This is a genomic window from Brevibacillus sp. HB1.1, assembly GCF_013332445.1.
GTDB lineage: Bacteria > Bacillota > Bacilli > Brevibacillales > Brevibacillaceae > Brevibacillus > Brevibacillus porteri.
This window is the reverse complement of the sequence record NZ_JABMIV010000004.1, coordinates 102,535-123,464: the sequence shown is the minus strand read 5'-3', so window position 1 is coordinate 123,464 and position 20,930 is coordinate 102,535. Positions and strand designations below refer to the sequence as shown.

Below are 20,930 nucleotides of genomic sequence, written 5' to 3'. Positions count from 1 at the left end.
AAAAAGATTCACGAATTCTAGCAGTTGTGTTACACTAGTGATTGTTGCATTTTACACAATACTGAATATACTAGAGATTTTTAACACAAAAAGCGAGGCTTTCCTGCGAAAGGAGGTGACACGCGCTTGCAGGATTCGGGCTTTAAAAAGAAAGATAGATTAACATCAAATATTCCCCAAGAACAATTTGTTTATACTAGAGGAGGAGAACACAAGGTTATGAAAAAGGTCGTTAACAGTGTATTGGCTAGTGCACTCGCACTTACTGTTGCTCCAATGGCTTTCGCAGCAGAAGAAGCAGCAACAACTACAGCTCCTAAAATGGACGCTGAAATGGAAAAAACCGTAAAACGTCTGGAAGCTCTTGGCCTGGTAGCAGGTTATGGCAACGGCGAATACGGTGTAGACAAAACTATCACTCGTGCAGAGTTCGCTACTCTGATCGTTCGCGCTCGCGGACTGGAGCAAGGTGCGAAATTGGCACAATTCAGCAATACTTACACTGACGTTAAATCTTCTGATTGGTTTGCTGGTTTCGTAAACGTAGCTTCCGGCGAAGAGATCGTAAAAGGTTTCCCGGACAAATCTTTCAAACCACAAAACCAAGTTACTTATGCTGAAGCAGTAACTATGATCGTTCGTGCACTGGGTTATGAGCCAGCAGTTAAAGGTGTATGGCCTAACAGCATGATCTCCAAAGCTTCCGAGCTGAACATTGCTAGAAGCATCACTTCTCCTAACAATGCAGCAGTTCGTGGCGACATCTTCAAAATGCTCGACAACGCTCTTCGTGTAGACCTGATGGAGCGTAAAGGATACGGTACTGAAGCTACTTATGAGGTAACAAACGAAAACCTCTTGACTAAGTACCTGAAAGTTACTGTTCGTGACATGGAATGGGCTCAAGAAGCTGGCCGTGACGGCGATGACTTGCCACTGGTAACAAACGTACCTGCTATCGGTTTGGGCAAAATCAAAGCTAACGAAGTAACTTTGAATGGTAAAAATGCTGGTATCGGCAACACTACTTACAAAGTAGCTGACGGTATCAACTCTAACGAATTCGCTGGTCAACACGTACAAGTGTGGATCAAAGACGACCGTGAAGACGTAATCGTTTGGATGGAAGGTTCCACAGACGAAGAAGTTATCATGGACCGTGTGAGCGAATGGGAACTGAAAGGCAAAAAGTTCTCCGATGCTAAAGATCTGAGCAACTCCGATCTGAAAGATCTGAAACTGATTTTGGATGCTAGCGAGAAATCCTACCGTCTGAACAAAGACACTGTTGTTACTTACAACTTCAAACGTTACACTGATGCAGTTGACGGTTTGAAAGAAATCATCAAAGATGGCGATGGCTTCACTTTTGGTGTGAAAGTTGTTCTGGATGACAACAACGAAATTGCTTACATGCACGTAATCGACGATCAAACTATGAACCAAACTGACGAAGGTCGCAAGTATGGTTCTGAAGTGATCAGCAAAGTCGATGTTGAAAAGAAAAAGATCACGAACATTGACAACGACAAGTTCAATGAGCTGGAAAACAAAGATGAAGGTAAAGACTTCCTCGTATTCCTCAATGGTAAACCAGCTAAATTCAGCGATCTGAAAGAAAACATGGTTTACAGCGTTTACTATCCAGAAGGTGACGAAGACAAGTTCCTGATCTTCGCTACTGACACGATTGTAGAAGGTAAAGTAGACAAAGTTGTTATGCGTAACAGCAACGACTACCGTCTGACTGTTGGAGACAAAACATACCGTATCTACAAAGGTGCTACTTACTCCGATAACGGAAACAAAGACGTTGAAGATACTGATGGATCCAACTGGGATCTGATCAAAGATCTTGACGGTGAAACAGTAAAACTGTACCTGGATGCTTCTGGTCGTGTTCGTCACGTAACTACTAAGGATCCAATCGACGATCGCAAACAAAAAGCAATCGTTACTCGTGCAGCTTACAATGACTATGGTAAAGACAAATGGCAATTCACTGTATTGACTCAAAAAGGCAAAAAAGTGAATGTTGAGTTGGAAGCTAAAGACATCTATGATGTAAACGGCAAAAACTTCGACAAAAACGGTAACGAGAGCGAACTGGAAGAGCTTCTCCAACCTAAGAAAGACGACAGCAACGTTCTGCTTGAAGTTGAACTTGACAAAGAAGGTAAAGCAGAAAAAGTTCGTATCCTGAAAACAGATCTGATTCGTTCTTCTGGAACTGACTGGAACAAACTTGCTGACGAAGACGATGAAATGGTTGACGACTACGAAGTAAATGATGATACTGCGATCTTCGACATGACTGGCGAGATCAAAGACGCTAACAAACGTCCTGAACTGAAAAACGCTAAAGCTACGAAGTTCAAAAACATCGCAGACGAAGACGATCTGACTGTATACTACACAGTTGACGAAAATAAAGATGAAGTTGAAGCAATCTTCGTAGTTGAAGGTGACGGTTTGGGTGGCGATGCCCAATACGGTATGGTTTGGGATTACGGAAGATCCGGTGGAGATGACACTATCCAAGTTCTCACTAAAACCGGTGACAAAGTCGAATTGAAAACTTACCCATTGGACAAAGATTCCGAAGATCTGAAAGACGATCGTGGTATCAAACGCGGCGACTTCATCGCATTCCAATTGGATACTAACGATGAAGTAGTTGTGGACGATGTTGTTGAAGTAGTTAACAACAACCTCGAAGATTCCGACGAGAAAATGCTCGCTAAGATCGCTGACAAAGACGAGTGGAAAGATGCTAGCATCGACAAAATCAAAGTGGGTCTGGTATCTAACGTAGATGGCAACACCATCACCGTTAAAGATGCTGATGACAAAAAATCCACTATCTCCACTAAATCTTCTACTGCATTCCTGGACATCTTCGATGATCTGGAAGGCGTAGACGGCGTGAGCAAAGGCGACTACATCGTTGCTATCGATAGCTCCGACGTTTCTGGTAACAAGTACGACTACGTATTGATCATTTCCGACGAAGATGAAGTAGATAAAGAAGGTTGGGAAGATGAAGCGGAAGCGTTCTTGAAACAAGAAAAAGGCGATACTCCAAACCCAGGTAAATGGGATGCTATTGCTGACTCCGCAACTGGTAAACAGTTCGCTATCGGTCCAGTAAACTCTTACTCTGTAACTGTAGAAATCAAATCCGGTAAAGAATCCGAGATTGATAACGCAGTTATCAAAGTTGGCGGCGAAACCTTCACTGGTAAAGTAAGCAACGGAGAAATCGTATTCGAATTCTCTACTGACAAAACAGATGCTACTACTGGTGTAATCACTGTAACAAGTGAAAAAGGCGACACTGACAAAGCAAACGTAACTTTCAAAAAATAATTTTGTGAGTTAAAGTCTTTTACGTGAGTCGAACAGCGGAGGGAGTCACCTCTCTCCGCTGTTCATTACATACTCACTCACAAAAAATAGAGACTTCCTATCAAACTTACGGAGGGGTAGTACGTGAATAAAAAAGTAGCTCTTTCCATCCTTTCTGCTACAGTAGTTGCTAGCATGGCTTCTTCCGCTTTTGCAGCACCAAAATCTGGTGTTTATTTGGGTGGAGATGTAGACAGATACTATGAATTGCGTGACCTGTTCAACCTGACAGATGCAGGTAAAACAAAATTTGCAGCTGACATGAAAGTAACTGCTTTCGACAAACTGATCTACGTTGACTTCGACGGTAAAGGTGCAAGCCTCCGCGAAATCATGAACGGTGAGTTCAGCAAAGTTAAGAGAGACCTGAAAGAGACTGATTTCGAAGGCGTTTATACGAAATCTAACCTCGATGGTTCTAACGGTGCAACTTACGACCCTCGCAAAGATGCAGTTCCAGGTCCTGCGGGCGAACTGAAAGTTGATGCTGTAGATGCTCTGAACGCGAAAGAAATCGTTGTTGATTTCGACGACGAGTTGGATACAGTAACTGCTGAAGACGAATCCAACTATGAAGTGAAAGTCAACAACTCCGTAGTAACTGCTTTTACTACAACTGTTGATAGCACTGATAAAACGAAAGCAGTTATCGCTTTGACAAACCCACTCAAAACTGGTGACTATGTTTCCGTAACTGTTAAAAAGACAGTTCTGAACAAAAACCTGAGCGGTTTGGAGAAGGATGAGACGAAAACATTCTCCTTCGTAGATACTGCTGCTCCAGTTGTTAAGTCTGTACAAGTTAAAGGTAATGACGTAGTTGTTTCCTTCGATGAGTATGTAGGTTCTATCGGATTGATCACAATTGATAACAAAAACGTGAACGTTCCTTCTACTAACCCTGCGGTTAAAGAAATTACGCTCACAGGTGCTGCTACTGGCTTGACTGCTGGTCAACACACTATTGCATTTGCTAACGTGAAGGACATTCAAGCTCCTACACCTAACAATGCATCTTACCTGACAAAAACATTTGAAGTTACTGTCGATGCAGCTGCTCCTACTGTAACGAAAGTAGAAGCTGCTGGTGAGTACAGATTCAAAGTAGTATTCGATAAAGAAGTATCTGTACCGAATGCTGTTTCTGTTAAGAAGAACGGCTATGCTTTGATTTCTACCCTCGCACCTGTAGACGGTGCTGGTACGGATGATGAGTACTATGTAACTGTAGCTGACAACGGTCAAGTAAAAGTATATGGTGATACTGAAACCACTACTAATCTGACTGTAACAGTTAACGGCTTTAAAGCGCTGAACAACAACATGTTTGGTAACGAGTTCACTTCCACTGTGACTCTGTCTAAAGATGGTGCAGCTCCTACAATCGTTAACCGCTTCAGTAAAGTAGTTAACAAAGCAGCGACTGGACCAGCTAACGAAGTGTTCCAAGTTCAATTCTCTGAAGAATTGACCACAACTGTAGACGCTACTAAGATTGTCTTGAAAGACAAAGATGGCGTGAAAAAATCGATCACTTCTGCTAACGTAGTAGCTGATGCTAACGGTAAGAATACTATCGTTGAAGTAGATGCTAATTCCGTTGAAACAGCAGCTGGTGTTATCGACGCTGGTACTTACACAATCGATTTCGGAGCAGGGGCTGTGAAAGACCTTGGTCAAAATCCTAACGCTGCTGCTTCTGTAAGCATTGTTAAGTCCGGTTCTGCTCAAGGCGAGATCGATTTGACTTCTGCTATTTCTGTAGCTAACAATGTAATTACCATCAACTTTGGTAAAGACATGGCTGCAGCTGCAGCTGTTGCTTCTAACTACAAACTCAACGGTCAAGCGATCAAAGCTAATGCGATCTACTTCGATACTAACAAGCAAATTGTTAAAATCGAACTGCAAGACGAGACAATTGCTTCTACCGGTGGTGCGTTGCTGTCCATCGCTGATAGCGTAGTTGCTGCAGATGGCAGCAAGCTGAACGCAGCTAGCAAAGACATCGTTGTTAATGGCTTCACTGACAACGTAGACCCAACACTCGTTTCTGCTAAGAAAGAGTCTTCTACTTCCTTGGTACTGACTTTCAGTGAAGATGTTGTAGTTGCAAATGACGCTGCTCATTTGGACGACTTCGTTGTAAAAGTAAACGGAACTGTTGTTGACGCAACATACATTGGACCTGTGTCTGGTGACAACAAAAAAGTCACTTTGACTCTGCCTGAGTACAACACTACACAAACTGTAACTGTTGCTACTTACAAGTCTGACCTGAACACTAAAGATGTTCAAGGCAACACGCTCAAAGTTAACACTACACCAATCACTGCTAACTAATGAGCATTAAAAAGAGCCTATTACTAGGCTCTTTTTTTTTGTTTTCAGCAACTAATTTATAGGAATGTGCTAATATAGAATGGTATCTCAGTATTTTCTAGAATATGGAGGACCTAACGTTCATGAAGTACGTATATTTAGTGGCTGTATTCCTATTGTCTTTAGTTGTTATTTCTGGATGTGCAAAGGAAACCGAAGCACCTGCACCTATAGCTCAAGAAAATAAGTCTGAAACTTCAAATCCTGGTAAGGAAAAATTTGATGCTGCATTAGCTCTTTACAACTCTGGAAAAATGGATGAAGCAAAGTCAGCATTTGAGGAATGTGTAAAGCTTGACGCTTCAAATGGTGTCTATGAGTACTACCTGGGTAATATCTCTCGGAAACAAAATGATCTCAGTAAAGCACTGAGTTATTATCAAAATGCAGTTACAAAGTCACCAGACATGATTGAAGGCTATAACAATATTGTAGCAATTCAAATGTATAATCAGGATTTTGACAATGCGCTTCTTACTGCTAACAAAGGCCTTCAAGTAAAGCCAGATTTTGCAGATCTTAAATTTAAACTCGGACAAATCTACTTTGTTCAAAATCAATTTGAAGAATCGATAAAAGTCTTATCAGAGATTTCAAGTGACCCTAAGTATTTTGAAGCGTACCGTTTTATCGGATTTGGGTATATGCAATTAAACAAAAAACAAGAAGCGGTAACAAATATGAAAAAGTATCTGGAACTTGCTCCTGAAGGATTAAACACCAAAGTTGAAGTAGCTAATGTTGTTAAAGAGCTTGAATCTAAAAAGTAATTGATTTCAACGAGGTTTAAATTGCAAGGACTTTTTGTACCGGTCTACTTGCAGTTTTGCCTCTTTTTTTTACTAGGTAATAAAGTTAGGTCCAAATAGCTAGATATCTGTTTATTTTATGGTCGTGTCAAATCGTGTCAATTAGGAAATGGGTGTGATAAAATGAATATGTCTTTTCACAAAGTACTCGTTGATTACTTTCAGGTAGAAGAATAGAAATTATTTTGACTCGATCATTTTTAGTTCGGAGGTTGTAATGGGACGTGTATTAAGTCTAATAAGCGTATGTGTTCTTTGTGTACTATTTATTTATACTCCGTATCTACGGGGATTATTTTTTGATACAGATTTTTATTTAATAGAAGTAATTCTGGCAGTGCTTTTTATAGTGAATGCAGTTAGGATTTTTATTAAGAAGCCACAGCAGGCTATGCTGCCATATTTAGTTGTGTTTTTAATACCATTGACGTATCTATTATCATTGACTAATGCAGCGACACCAAGTGGAGCGTTTGACAACATCTTTCGATGGTTAGCCTATTCTTCCATGTTTGTCATGTTAGTTTGGACAAAACAAGCAGACGAATCAAAGAAACTAGAGCAAGTATTTTCGATAGTGTTTCAATTGTCTGGGATATGGATTTCCTTCTTTGCCATTTTTGGTATGTGGGGATGGGTTGAATTCAAGGACCTTATGCTTGCTGAACGTTTAACTGGCACTTTCCAATATGCCAATACTTTCGCCACGGTTATATGTGCTTTCTGGCTTTATGCACTGGTAGTTTTGACGAAGAAGAACCTCCCTATCTGGTCTACTATACTGTATAGCTTACCTTTGGTCGCATACGGTGTAGGCTTATTACATTCTTACTCTCGTGGATCTCTACTTGTTTTTCCGTTGGCATGGTTTATCGGACTTTTGTTACTGAAAGGCAAGGAACAGATTACATACATAATATACTCAGCCCTTTCAGGTGCTGCTTCATTCATTGTATTTCGACAAATTACTATGCAGGTGGGGCAAGGCTCAGTTAATCCGGGCATGCTTTCTTTCTTTGTTTCTACTTTTGTGGTGCTAATGTTGATTTTATTAATCAGAGCAGTATTGGATAGAAAATCGTTTTTCACTAGCTTTGGAGATAAAAAGTTTGCAAGGTTCCTTTTTCCAGGTGCCATCATTATTATAGGAGTATTATTGGTATTAGATATAAAGAGCGGTGGACTGGTATATCAGCAATTGCCAAGCAGTTTACAGGATCGGGTATCGGATATTAATAGGGAAACTGCCAGCTTGTTAGGGAGAACGAATGTATATCAAGATGCATTCAAGCTCAGTAGTGAGGCACCTCTATTAGGAGTTGGTGGTGAGGGATGGAAGATTCTCTATCCTAGACATCAAGAATTGCCGTATTTTAATAATGAGATTCATAACGGCTATTTGGAAGTCTTGTTAAGTACCGGTTGGTTAGGATTAATCATCTTTTTCTTGGTATTTGCATTCTTGGTTTACCAAGTTTCTCTACGGATTTATAAAGAAAATGAAAAAGAAGAGCAGGTACTAACAATAGCTGTGCTTCCAGCCTTAGCAATGATATTCATGCATGGTTTCATAGATTTTGACTTTTCTTATGGGACTGTATGGTTTGTTGCTTTTTGGTTGCTTGCTATAGGAGTTCCATCGGTTGTTTCTTTCTCAGGCGAACAATCATCTAATAATTTTTCTAGTAAAGTGGTTGTTAGATTGATCTTGTCATTTACGGCTGCATTTGTTCTTGTGTTTGGTTTTTATTCGTTAAGATTCTATTTAGCTCAAGATACTGTAGCTGATACACAAGGTGAGATGTTGGTTGATGAGGCTGAATCTATTCTTGAAAAGACAGTGGCCCTCAATCCTTATCAAACAGATTATCAACTAAATTTGGCCAATGTTTATGCTACTAAGTTTAGAAATGAAGGGAACGAGGAGTGGAAATTAAAATCGATTGAAAGGTTACACGTAACAGAAGCACTGGAGCCTCAAAATGCCAAAGTATTATTTTACGTGGGGAATGTATATGTGACTCTAAATGACTGGGAGAAAGCCATTCAGTACTATGAATCTGCGGTGGAACGTGATCCGTTCAACGTCGAATATATTGAGCGTATTATTACCTTGGAATCACAGCTAGCAGCTGATTTTGCTAAGTTGAATGACAACGAAAAAGCGTTGATGTTAGCTAAAAAGTCGTTAAGTTATTATGAGAGCTATTTAACGAAAATCGAGAAATTTAAGATGAAAGATATTCCTGATAAGCGGCCTCTTGAATTGGCGAACAGTACGTATTTTTTTATAGGACAGTCTTATATGATACTCGGTCATTATCCACAGGGTATTGAAATACTGAAGACGGTAAGTGATCCCAAACTCACAGTTGATGCGCAAGCACTACTAGTTGTAGCATATGAAGCCACGAGACAAAACGAAAAGGCTACTACTATTACCAAGGCGTTGATGATGCAACGAGCTGATTTTGCGCAGAGGGTTGTGGAGTATCGGGGGATTGTAGTGCAGCAGCCTTAAGGCCTGCTTGATTCATATTCCAAATTGTAAATATTGTATTTAACTGGGGCTACAGTGTGGCTAGACAGGTAACATGGTATAATTGTGCCGCCATAACAAGAGATAGCGATTGGTTAAGACAAGGTATAATAATGACTATCCAATGGCTTACTGTTTTTTGTTGATAGTCACACTTATCAAGTGAAAAGATGCAAAACTATGTGAAAGGTGATGAGTTTTACTTTGCAAAATAGATATAACTCAGATTCCATATCCTTCATGAGATTTCTGAACCCGGTTATTTTTGCAAAAACTTGTTGGTCGCAAAGACTATTAATAAAAAATTTGGCTATACGTGAGATTCAGGCGAAGTATAAGGATTCTTATCTGGGAATCTTATGGTCCTTTATTCACCCTTTATTTCTCCTCACTATTTATACTTTTGTTTTTTCTGTTGTTTTTAAAGCCAAATGGGGTACTAACGGCGGGCAGTCAACATCCGAGTTTGCTATGATGTTATTTTCGGGGCTAATTGTTTTTAATATATTTAGTGAACTGGCAAATCGCTCACCTTCGCTGATTATTAATAATAGTAATTACGTGAAGAAAGTCATTTTTCCTTTAGAAGTTTTACCAGTTTCAGTTTTGTTTTCAGTACTTACGAATTTTCTTATATCTTTTACAATCTTTGTGATTGGTCAGTACATTCTGCTCGATTATATATCGCCAACTATTTTTATGGTGCCTATTGTTTTACTGCCGTTAATTATGATCAGTTTAGGTATCTCTTATTTACTGGCTTCACTTGGGGTTTATATACGAGACGTAGCACAGAGCGTTGGAATTGTTGTAAATATGCTGTTTTTCTTAACTCCTGTCTTCTATCCAGTAACTGCAGTGCCTAAAGAATTTCAATATTACATGAACCTAAACCCGCTTACATATCTGATATCGGTATTTCGAGATACTGTTTTCAATGGGGTTATGCCTGATTTATTACTATTAACAGGTTGGATTGCCGGTGGTTTTGTTTTTTTGATTGCTTGTTATGCGTGGTTCATGGTTACAAGGAGAGGTTTTGCCGATGTCATCTAATATAGCAATTCATGTGAAAGAGATTTCTAAGTGCTACCACATGTATGATAAACCTTCAGATCGACTTAAACAAATTGTATTTGGAAAGAAGAAAAAATATTATAAAGAGTTTTGGGCATTGCGTGATATCTCTTTTCAGGTTGCACAAGGGACGACTGTTGGAATTATTGGAAGAAATGGTTCGGGAAAAAGTACATTATTACAAATAATTGCGGGTACGCTTAGTCCTACTTCTGGAGATGTATGGGTTAAGGGGAGAGTAGCTGCTTTATTAGAGTTGGGATCGGGTTTTAATCCTGATTTTACCGGTCGTGAGAATATCTACTTGTATGGTTCCATATATGGTATAAAGAAAGAAGAGATGGATGGAAAGTTAGATGAAATTCTATCTTTTGCTGATATAGGCGAATTCATCGATCAACCAGTCAAGAACTACTCAAGTGGAATGTTTGTACGTTTAGCTTTTTCAGTCGCAGTAAATATCGATGCTGAAATACTCATTGTTGATGAAGCATTGAGTGTAGGAGACATGTTTTTCCAAGCAAAGTGCTTTGACAAGTTAAATGAATTGAAGAAAAAAGGTGTGACACTCTTATTTGTCAGTCATTCTATGGAAACAGTTAAAGCATTATGCGACAAATGTATTCTCATTCAGGAAGGTGAGCTCTTATTTGAAGGAGATTCCATGAGGTCGGCTGACATGTACTCAAAGGTTTCTTTAGCAAACAGTAATTATGATACAGTTGCAACTAGACCGAAATTAGACGAAATGGATATCCAATCGACGATGCAGCCTCCTTTTGAGAAAAGAGTAACCCAGCGTTTTGGAGATGGAGTAGCCAAATATATTGATGCGTATATTGTCGATGAGGAAGGAAACGAGATCGATACGGTAAGACATGGTGAACCATGTAAAGTTGTTGCTTATATCCACTTTGAAGAAGAGTGTGACATGGAAAGTGAATTTGGAATCGTAGTTCGTAATCAGGAAGGGATCGAAATTTACGCTCTGAACTCATTTTTCAAGGGGATTTCTTTACCGCCACAAAAAAAAGGAACGACTGTCCGAATCGAATTCGATCACGTCATGGCTCTATCCCCAGGGACCTATAATATAGCATTTGGATTGCGAATACCTGTTCAAGGCTCCTATAGTGACAAGGTTTATAATGGAATTGTCTTTCGGGTTGTTTTGAACTATGGACAGACATTTATACCTGGACTTGTAAGTATACCAGGAACTATCTCTTACAAGGAGATGTCACTCCACCGATGAAGACGTATCAACCGCTATTCTTTGATGATTTACATATAAAGCTACTTAAACAGGGGAATTATACACAGATATTGTCGCTGATCAGTAACAAGGAATCGAATTGGGAAAGAGTATGTTTCGATAGACTATTGGCGATTATCCACGATTTGGAAGTTCTAGGGTTAAAACAACAGAAAATATTGGACGTGGGTTGCAATATCGGTTTTTTCTCTCATACTTTATCGGCTTTGGGGCATACAGTCGTAGGTATTGATAATAACGCTGCTCCCAATGTACAGGGCTTTTATGCTGAACCTTGTCTCGATACAGCACAAAAAAACAATACGATTTATAATACTGATGCTCGCTTTATAGAAGCAGATATTGAAGACTATATAAAAAACACTAGCGATCGATATGACATCATCCTATTATTTAATGTTGTTCACCACTTTTTTAACGGGTATGCCAAAACAGGAATTGGTAAGAAAGAAGATGCAGAAATTATTGAGATTCTACACCAATTTTGCAAACACTCGAATCGCATAATATATTTTGAAGGACCTGAGAATGAACCTATAAACTACTATCCGGATGGATATAATTTTCCAAGATGGTTCGTTGATGTAGCGAAAGTAAATACAGTCACTCCTATCTGCTTTACTGTAGGAGCAAACGGGTTTATAAGAAATCTTTATCGAATTGAAATATAGACTGGATTGGGGGATAGAAATGTTTAAGATTGCGAGACAGGAAATTTTGCAAGAGAATCGATTCATTACACGTGACGACATAGCTATTCAATATTGCGGCGATCAATGTATTTTAAAAACGCTCCCCGAATTATGGGAGCCAGTTAAACTTGGAACTATCAACAGTTACGCTTTAACTGCAGAAGATTCATTATGGATAAGTATATCGAATAAACAAAGAAATGCGGATCATGTATTAGGTGCCTTTACTCCATTCGATCCAGCAGAGAAAATTCATTTGTTTAAAAAATTAAAAGAACAAAAACATAATAACGTATTAACGATTGAGGATGCGTGTACTTGCTCTATTCGAGTCCCTATTTTAAAGGGTACCCCCCTAGCTGATATGAATATGACCCCAGCTTGGCTAAAGGGAACAGAAGATCAGTTCAACCAAATAACTGCTAAAGATATGTACACTGTGATACTGGATCTGGCAAAAGGTTTGAATCATCTTCATAAAAATGAACTCTGTCATGGAGATCCATTTCCGTTCAATGCGATCTATACCACAGAGAAAATAGCGGTTTGGATTGATTTGCAAGATGCAGTACCTTTTTCTGATGACATGCAAGAAAATGATGTCATTGCTTTTTGGATTTATATTATTAACTACATGCACTATGGATTTGAATACGGGTCAGCATCCCTATATTCAAAGATCATGCATATCTATGCTAATGAAGAAGTGTCACACATACTCCCGTCTTTAATAGAGCTTCTAAGTAAAGAAATTAGCGATATTCAATCCGAGAGAGCGGCCAGTAGCTATTCTAATTCTAATGTATTCCGCCTTCATAATGATAATGAACTGTTTATTCGAAAGGACGCGTTTGGGAAAAAATTGGTGTCCTTAATGACGTATGGACTCTCTCATTGGCAAAGGGCTTTTGAATGGAATGTGAAAGAGGCCCAAAAAATGAGAAAACTCTTGGAGATGGAGAGAACTAGGCATCGTTTTTTAGAGAATGAGATATTTCGTTCAACACAGTTAAAACAAGAAGAACAAATGTCCCATTTCAAAGAAGAGCTTACTTGGAGAAAATCGGAACAGGATAGGTTGCTGTTATTGTTAGAAGACAAAAATAAAGAAAATCAACGTTTAGAAACCGAAAATAATGAATTGCAACAACGTAATAACCTCGTAAACACCGAACTAAGGGAATTACGAACTAAATTAGAAGAATCACGGGATAAATTAGAAGAATCACGGGTTAAATTAGATGATTCATGGACTAAGTTCGAAGAATCAAGAAGCGAGATGGAAAATAGGCTAATTGAAGTTCAAAGTGACCATGAAAGTAGGCTTTCTGATTTAGTGACGGAAAAGACGAACCAGGAGAAGCAGCTACTCTTACTTCAAAAAGAAATCGAAATTTTAAACGGAAAATTACATGAAGACACGCTATTAGCTGAAAAAAGGTTGGACGATCTTATCGTAAGGTTTGAAAATGTAGTCGCGGAAAACGCATGGAGGAAAACTGAGCAAGAGCGGTTACTTTCACTATTGGATGAAAGAAATAAAACAATCATGTTACTTGAGAGTAATAAGTCTATCCTGATAAAGTCTGTTAAAATGAGCAAAAAGTTAGTGAAGCGCGCACTGAAGACTGGTTTTGAGTACGGTAAACAAAAGGTATCTCCTGAAACGAAGCAGAAACTAAAGCCACATTTGTCTAGGTTGTACTACACGGTTTATCCAGAGAAAAAACTAATTGTACCTAAGAGCGGGGAGTCAAATCAGCTTTCGGCACATAATGAGATAGCTGCCTCTGTTGTCTTGCCGTCGTTGAACCTTTTAACTAACAACCGTGAACAAAAACAGGCATATTTTCAGAGTTATTCACACGAAAAAGTCAGTGTAATTCTTCCTGTATATAATCATGCGGATATGCTTGATAAGTCTATTAAAAGTGTCTTAGAGCAAACTTACCCCAACATTGAATTGATTATTTTGAATGACGGATCAACTGACGGGATAGAAAAAGTTTTAGATAGATATGTAAATCACCCTAAAATCAAAATCCTGACGCAACGAAATCAAAAGCTTCCACGTGCTTTAACCAACGCTTTTTTTCAAGCAACAGGGGATTTACTCACGTGGACGTCGGCTGATAATATTTGTAAACCCGAGATGATCGAAAAGCTAGTGATGTTTATGAGGGTAAATCCTGATGTTGACCTTGTATACGCAAATTATGAGTTAATCGATGAGAACGGGTACCCGCTTATTGGAACCGATCATAGATATCACAATCAGATCCCGAAAGGTTCTAACCTGATGAGCCTACCTAAATCTGTAGAAACATTGGGTCTTATAGAAGATAATTTTATTGGCGCCTCCTTTATGTACAGAAGCCATGTAGCCAAGATAATCGGTGAGTACGATCCATGCTTGGTTGGAACTGAAGACTATGATTATTGGCTGCGGATTAATGAATTATTTACCGTTAAGAGATACGATCATGAAGAGTCTCTTTATTATTATCGAGTTCACTCCAATTCCTTGAGTGAAAAATTCGGCAAAAGTCACATCAATGATAATGTACCGAAGTTGATACAATACCACAAACAACGGACGGAATATTATAAGGTACCATTTGACGTATTTTTTCTGGCAGGGAAGGAGTTACACTTGGGCACCCAGCAACTTGTAAGGGGATACTATGAAAACAAAACCCATGTGAATTTGGTTGCGGAAGCTGACTTGCTACAAAAATTTCCACTGCCCATCCAAAAGATTAATATTCACGAGCTTGCGTCTCATAATGAAAAAGTGGCTCTGAAAGCGTTGGTTTTTCTGGATGAATCCTATGATAAACAAACGGGTGCTTTAGAGTGGGTTAAACAAACATATCCTGACCAAACCTTTGTTATTAGTTTCAATGGTGAACAGGAATCTGTGGATTGGACATTGCAAACAGGTAATGAAGGAAGTGTAGGTCCGGAATGCGAGCGTATCTTTATTGTAGAGGAATCCTTGGATAAAACGTCAATAATAAGAAAAGCTCGTGACAACAAATATTATCTCTGGGACTATAATGGGACAGGCGAAAAGATACTTGGCTATTTCGGACCATTAAGAAAAAATCATTTTGACGTGGAGTATATCAAGCATGTAGCTCTATTACGTCCTTCGTACGATATTGTTATCATAGGTATGGAGGGAGAAAGTGATTATGATTTCAAGGCAGAATTGGGCGACTTGCCAAATGTATACTTATTAGGTAATAAACCTTCTGATTTGCAGTACTACTATCTTTCGGGAATGGATCTGTTTATTCTTCCTGTTTTGGAAGGAGATAGAGTTTACAAAAAGCTGGCGCTAGAGGCTTTGCTGCATGCCGGCAAACCAATTCTCACCAGAACATCATTATCGAATTGGAACTTGCCTTATGTGATATGGGATTCCCGTGGAGAGAATATTGGGGCTGAATTGGACCTGCTGCTTTGCACAGAAATAGATTTACGTCTGGTCGATAAATATTTACATTGGTTCCTAGCCGAAAATAAAGCCGAGAAGCTTGAATCACTCGCTAATAATGTTTTGTTTTATCGAAATACTAGAGAAGCCGAGAAACAAGCAATCGGTGTAATTGAAGAACCCGCACGTCTATATCAGCCGACTCGAATTAATTTGCTGATAGAGGCCCTAAGCTTGGATAAAGGCGGGTTAGAAGAGGTTATTTTTAATGTCATTACAACTATTGACAAAGAAAAGTATAACCCGATTATAGCTTGCATCCACACGGGGGGATTAGTAGCCGACAGGTGTAAAGAACTCGGCTATCCAGTGATCATCCTTTCAGAGGCTAATAAAGAAGTGGAGTATTTAGATATCTTGCAGCAGCATAATATTCATCTTGTTCATCAACATTACTCTACTTTTGGAGCAAGATTGTGCTGGTCAAGAAATATTCCGGTTATTCATTTTCTCCACAACTCTTACGTTTGGTTTACCAATGAAGATGTTTCATTGTTGGCAAACCAAGATCCGTATATTACTTCTTATATTGCTGTATCGCAAGAAGTAAAGGATTATTCTGTAAAACGAGTTAATTTACCTGCTCATAAAATTAAAGTTATACCGAATGGAATAAGTGTTGAGTGGTTAACACAAAAATTTATGCAGCCACAAATAAGTTTCCGAAGCAATTTTGGTTTAGCTGAAGATGATTATGTATTATTGAACCTGGCTTCTATCGATGGTCGGAAGGCGCAACTTTTAACCATTCATGTCATGAACGAGGTTGTAAAACAACATCCCAATATCAAAGTATTAATGTGCGGCAATATACTTGACCATTCTTATTATCAAAAATGTAAAGAGAGCATTGAAAAGTTTGGTCTAGAGAATAACGTTATTTTTACTGGGTTTGTAGCCAACAACCAAGATCTCTTCAAAATAGCAGATGTCTTTTTAATGCCTTCCATTATTGAAGGGTGGAGTATATCTAAGACGGAGGCTATGTTTGCTGAGCTACCTCTATTACTCACAGATGTTGGGGGAGCAAAACATGTAGTGGAAAATGAAGATATTGGAATCATTATTCCAAACGCCTATGGAGATGTAGCTGTATTAAATGATCAAACTCTGTACAGTTATACACTCAATGGAACAACACAGAATTTTCAAGAGCTCAAAGAGGCGATCCTTCGCATGTACGCTGAAAAGGACGTTTGGAGAGAGAGAGGCAAGAAAGGGAAAGAAAAAGTGTTGGAAAACTACGACTTACTGCAAATTGTAAAAGAATATGAAAAGGTATCTGAATCAACCATAACTTCAGTATCGCAGTATCGTTCAGTAATATTATAATCGTATGTGGAAAATGAATTGCCTCTCTATCGTAGAGAGGCAATTCTCCTGCTTTATACATTTTAGAGTCAGGAAGGCTAACGATGAACCGAAAAATAATCAAAAAGGTACTATTGTATATCTCGACAAATCGTTTCTTGCGCCACGCCTTTTCTCTCTTGCCTTCTAAGGCGAAAGAGGATATGAAGATAGCAATGAAGAAAGTTGTCAATTTTTTACCCGAAAAAAAACCTCAGATAAACCAAGAACAGGTGAAATTTCCGGGAATAAAGAATCAAAAAGAGCTAGTTAGCATTATTCTTCCTGTATACAACCATAGTGAATATTTATCCCTTGCAGTTGAAAGTGTACTGAATCAAACTTATAAAAATTTTGAGCTAATTATCGTCGATGATGGTTCGGATGAGCATCTTTTAGACCAACTTAGAAAGTTTTTAAATGATAAAAGAGTAAGGTATATACGGCAAGAACATGCTGGCTTACCAATTGCACTGAACACTGGCTTTTCCGTTGCACAAGGGGAATTTCTTTCCTGGACATCGGCGGATAATATCATGGGGAAAACTAATATAGAGCAATTAGTATATACTCTGGAAAAAAATCATGAGAAAACTTTTGTGTATGCGGATTATCGAATAATTGATGAACATGGTCAGCATTATACACAATCATCCTTCCGGATCCAAAACCAAAGCGCCATAGATTCCAGTATAATTGAACTACCTGATGATGATTTTTTGTTGTCCCGTGTACATGACAACTTTATTGGTCCCAGTTTTTTGTATAAAAGGTTTATGTCTGTAATTGGAAATTATAATGATTCGATTGGTGTTGAAGATTATGACTATTGGATTAGAGGAAATGAGTTCTTTTCCTTTACTCATTTAGGCCAGCCTGCTTCTTATTATCAATACAGAGTACATAGTGATAGTCTATCCGCGAAAGCAAAAGAACTAAAAATTGCTGAAAAAGCCAGACAAACTCTTGAAAGAGTAAAAGAGAGACGCTTATTTCTTAAAAAAGAGGTATCAATTTTTATTCAACTGAGTGGCACGGATTTGGAAAATGAATTAAGAAGAGGATTAAAAAAATGGTCCACAAATAGCTCTTCAGCAAGTGCAAATAAGAGATCAGTTGCAGTCTTTGATTTCAATACCGTTCTACAGCAAGAGATTGAAGACTGGGACAAAGTTATTGTTCTTGTTTCTAATACAGATCGTCTGTTTGAACAAAAGAACCGCGTTCAGTATGATTGGATTTATGTAACTTTCGATGAACCATCTTATCATGTAATGAGAAATATGGCTCTTACTGTTTTTTTTATAGCAGAAGTTTCGCAATTTCCTTCGGTTGTCTGTGCGATTTCAGCTACGCTCTTTGATACTTGTAGTAGATACGGAAGAATCGAATATGAAACGATAAGCAAATTAATGATTCAATGTACTTCTGATAGTGAAAAGCTTCAAAGGTTCTGTGATAGATTACTTTCTTTTGGGCATGCAGTTCACCGTAACTATCAAGAAGACAAGGGTGAAATAATTGTATTCGATGTTTATATTCATGATCAGCATATAGCCTCAAACCATTTGGTAAATAATATTCTATTTTTTGTAGACACTAGTGATTTTTTCGCTGATTGGGCAGGGCATATGGATACCGCTGTTTATGTCTGTACGGATGCTGCGTATGTTCAGCAACTTCTTAAAAAGGGTGTTTCCTCAAGAAATATTTATTTGATAGCTGAAATAACAGCGGATAGCACTAGGAGGCTGGAAATCATTTTAGCTAGTATAGCGCGAAGGCAATCCAGTTAGCGGTGAGGGGGGAAGTAGGTGAAACATGTACTTCATATTGTGGAAAGTATGGGAGGTGGGGTGCTCCAGTATTTATTGCAAGTCACCAGAGATTTGAGTAATACCAGGTTTCATCATACGATTCTTTATGCTACCCGGGATGTCACACCCAAAAAATTAGACAAGCTATTTCCTGAACATGTAAATCTCGTTTACCTCCCCATGACAAACAAGATAAACCTGATAAATGACTGGAGGAGCATTTGCGATATTTATAAATGGATGAAACGCAGGACTCCAGATATTGTCCATTTACACTCATCGAAAGCAGGTTTTTTAGGAAGGATTGCTTCGGTGGGAATTTCTAAACGTAAAGTGTTCTATACGCCCCATGGCTTTAGTTTTTTAATGAACTCTGAAAATATCAGCAAGCGCGCTATTTATTTCTTAGCTGAAGCAGTTTTGAGTTACTTTCCAGGATCATTTATAGCCTGTTCCAAAAGTGAATATCAATTCTCTCGTTATTTCAATCCATTTAGGAGGAAGTATCTGGTAAGGAACTCCATTCAATTACCTTCTACACCAACAGCTCAGCGTTGCAGAAAACGCATTGTAGCGGTTGGAAGAATGGATGAACAAAAAAATCCTCAACTTTTCATTAGAACAATAAGAAAAATCCGTGAAAATCAACCAGATATTGAGGCATTTTGGATAGGTGATGGTAAACTAAGAGAAGAATGTGTGTCGCTTAGTCGAAATATCGGGGCTCAGGTAGAGTTTACAGGATGGCTTCCCCACGACAAAGTGATGGAATATATAAGTTCGGCGTCCATTATGCTTCAAACATCTCGCTGGGAAGGCCTTCCGTTTACGATGTTGGAGGCTTTCGCTTTGGGAACGCCAGTAGTAGCCAGTGATATTACTGCTCATAGAGATATTATTTCTGATGGAATAGACGGCTTTCTAGCACGTGATGATGTTCAGTTTGCAGAGAAATCACTTGGAATACTGACGGACACTGCTATTGCAAATCGGATTTCGGAAGCGTCCATGTTGACCTTTCAAACAAACTATCATTATGGAGATTTTATCAGACAATTAGAATCTATATATGAATCATAGAGGTGGATCATGATTAAAAAAGCGATTATTCCTGCTGCAGGTCTAGGAACACGTTTTTTGCCAGCAACCAAGGCACAACCAAAAGAAATGTTGCCGATTGTAGACAAACCTACTATTCAGTTTATTGTCGAGGAAGCAATTGCATCTGGAATTGAAGATATTATCATCGTTACTGGACGCAATAAGCGTGCAATTGAAGACCATTTTGACCGCTCGGTTGAACTGGAAGTCAGTTTGAATGAGCAAAGGAAAAATAATTTGCTTGAAATCATTGAGGAAATATCTAATATGGTCGATATTCATTACATAAGACAAAAGGAACCATTAGGATTGGGCCATGCTGTCTATTGTGCTAGGAAGTTCATTGGAAATGAGCCGTTTGCGGTTTTGTTAGGAGATGATATTGTTCAAAGCGAGACCCCATGTTTAAAACAGATGATTCAAGTATATGAACAAGAACAAAAATCAATTATTGGTGTACAAAGAGTTGATTTTCAGGAAACTGGAAAATACGGCGTTGTATATCCAGGGAAAGAAAAAGGTAAACAGATTGAAGTTCTTGATCTTATAGAGAAGCCAAAGGTAAACCCACCATCTAATATAGCGGTTATGGGACGGTATATTCTACAACCGCAAATATTTGATTATTTGGCACAGACGAAACCGGGAGCCGGAGGAGAAATTCAGCTAACTGATGCTCTCAGAGATTTAGCGTATTATAATGGGATTATTGCGTATGAGTTTGAAGGAAAAAGATACGATGTAGGGGATAAGCTTGGTTTTGTGCAAGCAACTGTTGAATATGCTTTGATGAGAGAAGACATGGGAGAAGGTTTCTTGAAATATTTAAACAAGCTGATAACAGAAAGAAATAATTCTATAAAAATAAAAACAGGAGTATAACAAATAAAATAATTAATAGATTTTTTGAAAAGATGTTTGTAAAATAATATAGATAATGGATTAAAATAATCAGGGGAGATATTAGGCACTGGTAT

At 38.5% G+C, this 20,930-nt stretch carries 11 protein-coding genes; all 11 read left to right on the top strand.

The window, feature by feature from the left end; translation table 11 throughout:
* Positions 1–219 precede the first annotated feature (219 nt).
* The 11 genes from HPY27_RS13125 (at position 220) to galU (ending at position 20,835) form a co-directional block, all read left to right on the top strand.
* Positions 220–3,369 (top strand): S-layer homology domain-containing protein, encoded by a 3,150-nt coding sequence (locus HPY27_RS13125; RefSeq protein ID WP_174225320.1) that lies wholly within the window; start codon positions 220–222, stop codon positions 3,367–3,369.
* A 123-nt stretch (positions 3,370–3,492) separates the two neighbouring features.
* Positions 3,493–5,751, top strand: a complete 2,259-nt coding sequence (locus HPY27_RS30600; RefSeq protein ID WP_174225203.1) for a SwmB domain-containing protein — start codon at positions 3,493–3,495, stop codon at positions 5,749–5,751.
* A 122-nt stretch (positions 5,752–5,873) separates the two neighbouring features.
* Positions 5,874–6,560: a tetratricopeptide repeat protein gene (locus HPY27_RS13115; RefSeq protein WP_174225202.1), complete on the top strand. Its 687-nt coding sequence runs from the start codon at positions 5,874–5,876 to the stop codon at positions 6,558–6,560.
* 256 nt (positions 6,561–6,816) lie between these two features.
* Positions 6,817–9,120, top strand: a complete 2,304-nt coding sequence (locus tag HPY27_RS13110; RefSeq protein WP_174225201.1) for an O-antigen ligase family protein — start codon at positions 6,817–6,819, stop codon at positions 9,118–9,120.
* A gap of 210 nt (positions 9,121–9,330) precedes the next feature.
* On the top strand, positions 9,331–10,194 hold the full coding sequence (locus HPY27_RS13105; protein WP_174225200.1) for an ABC transporter permease: 864 nt from the start codon (positions 9,331–9,333) through the stop codon (positions 10,192–10,194).
* Positions 10,184–11,470, top strand: coding sequence for an ABC transporter ATP-binding protein (locus tag HPY27_RS13100; RefSeq protein ID WP_174225199.1), 1,287 nt, complete (start codon positions 10,184–10,186; stop codon positions 11,468–11,470). The genes HPY27_RS13105 and HPY27_RS13100 overlap by 11 nt, the downstream gene beginning before the upstream one ends.
* Positions 11,467–12,162, top strand: a complete 696-nt coding sequence (locus HPY27_RS13095; protein ID WP_174225198.1) for a class I SAM-dependent methyltransferase — start codon at positions 11,467–11,469, stop codon at positions 12,160–12,162. Before HPY27_RS13100 ends, HPY27_RS13095 begins: the two co-directional genes overlap by 4 nt.
* 19 nt (positions 12,163–12,181) lie before the next feature.
* A complete protein-coding gene (locus HPY27_RS13090) occupies positions 12,182–17,017 on the top strand; it encodes a glycosyltransferase (RefSeq protein ID WP_174225197.1) in 4,836 nt (1,611 codons plus the stop codon).
* An 83-nt stretch (positions 17,018–17,100) separates the two neighbouring features.
* Positions 17,101–18,831, top strand: coding sequence for a glycosyltransferase family 2 protein (locus HPY27_RS13085; RefSeq protein WP_174225196.1), 1,731 nt, complete (start codon positions 17,101–17,103; stop codon positions 18,829–18,831).
* 18 nt (positions 18,832–18,849) lie between these two features.
* Positions 18,850–19,932 (top strand): glycosyltransferase, encoded by a 1,083-nt coding sequence (locus HPY27_RS13080; protein ID WP_174225195.1) that lies wholly within the window; start codon positions 18,850–18,852, stop codon positions 19,930–19,932.
* A 9-nt stretch (positions 19,933–19,941) separates the two neighbouring features.
* A complete protein-coding gene (gene galU, locus HPY27_RS13075) occupies positions 19,942–20,835 on the top strand; it encodes a UTP--glucose-1-phosphate uridylyltransferase GalU (protein WP_217437970.1) in 894 nt (297 codons plus the stop codon).
* Positions 20,836–20,930 lie beyond the last annotated feature (95 nt).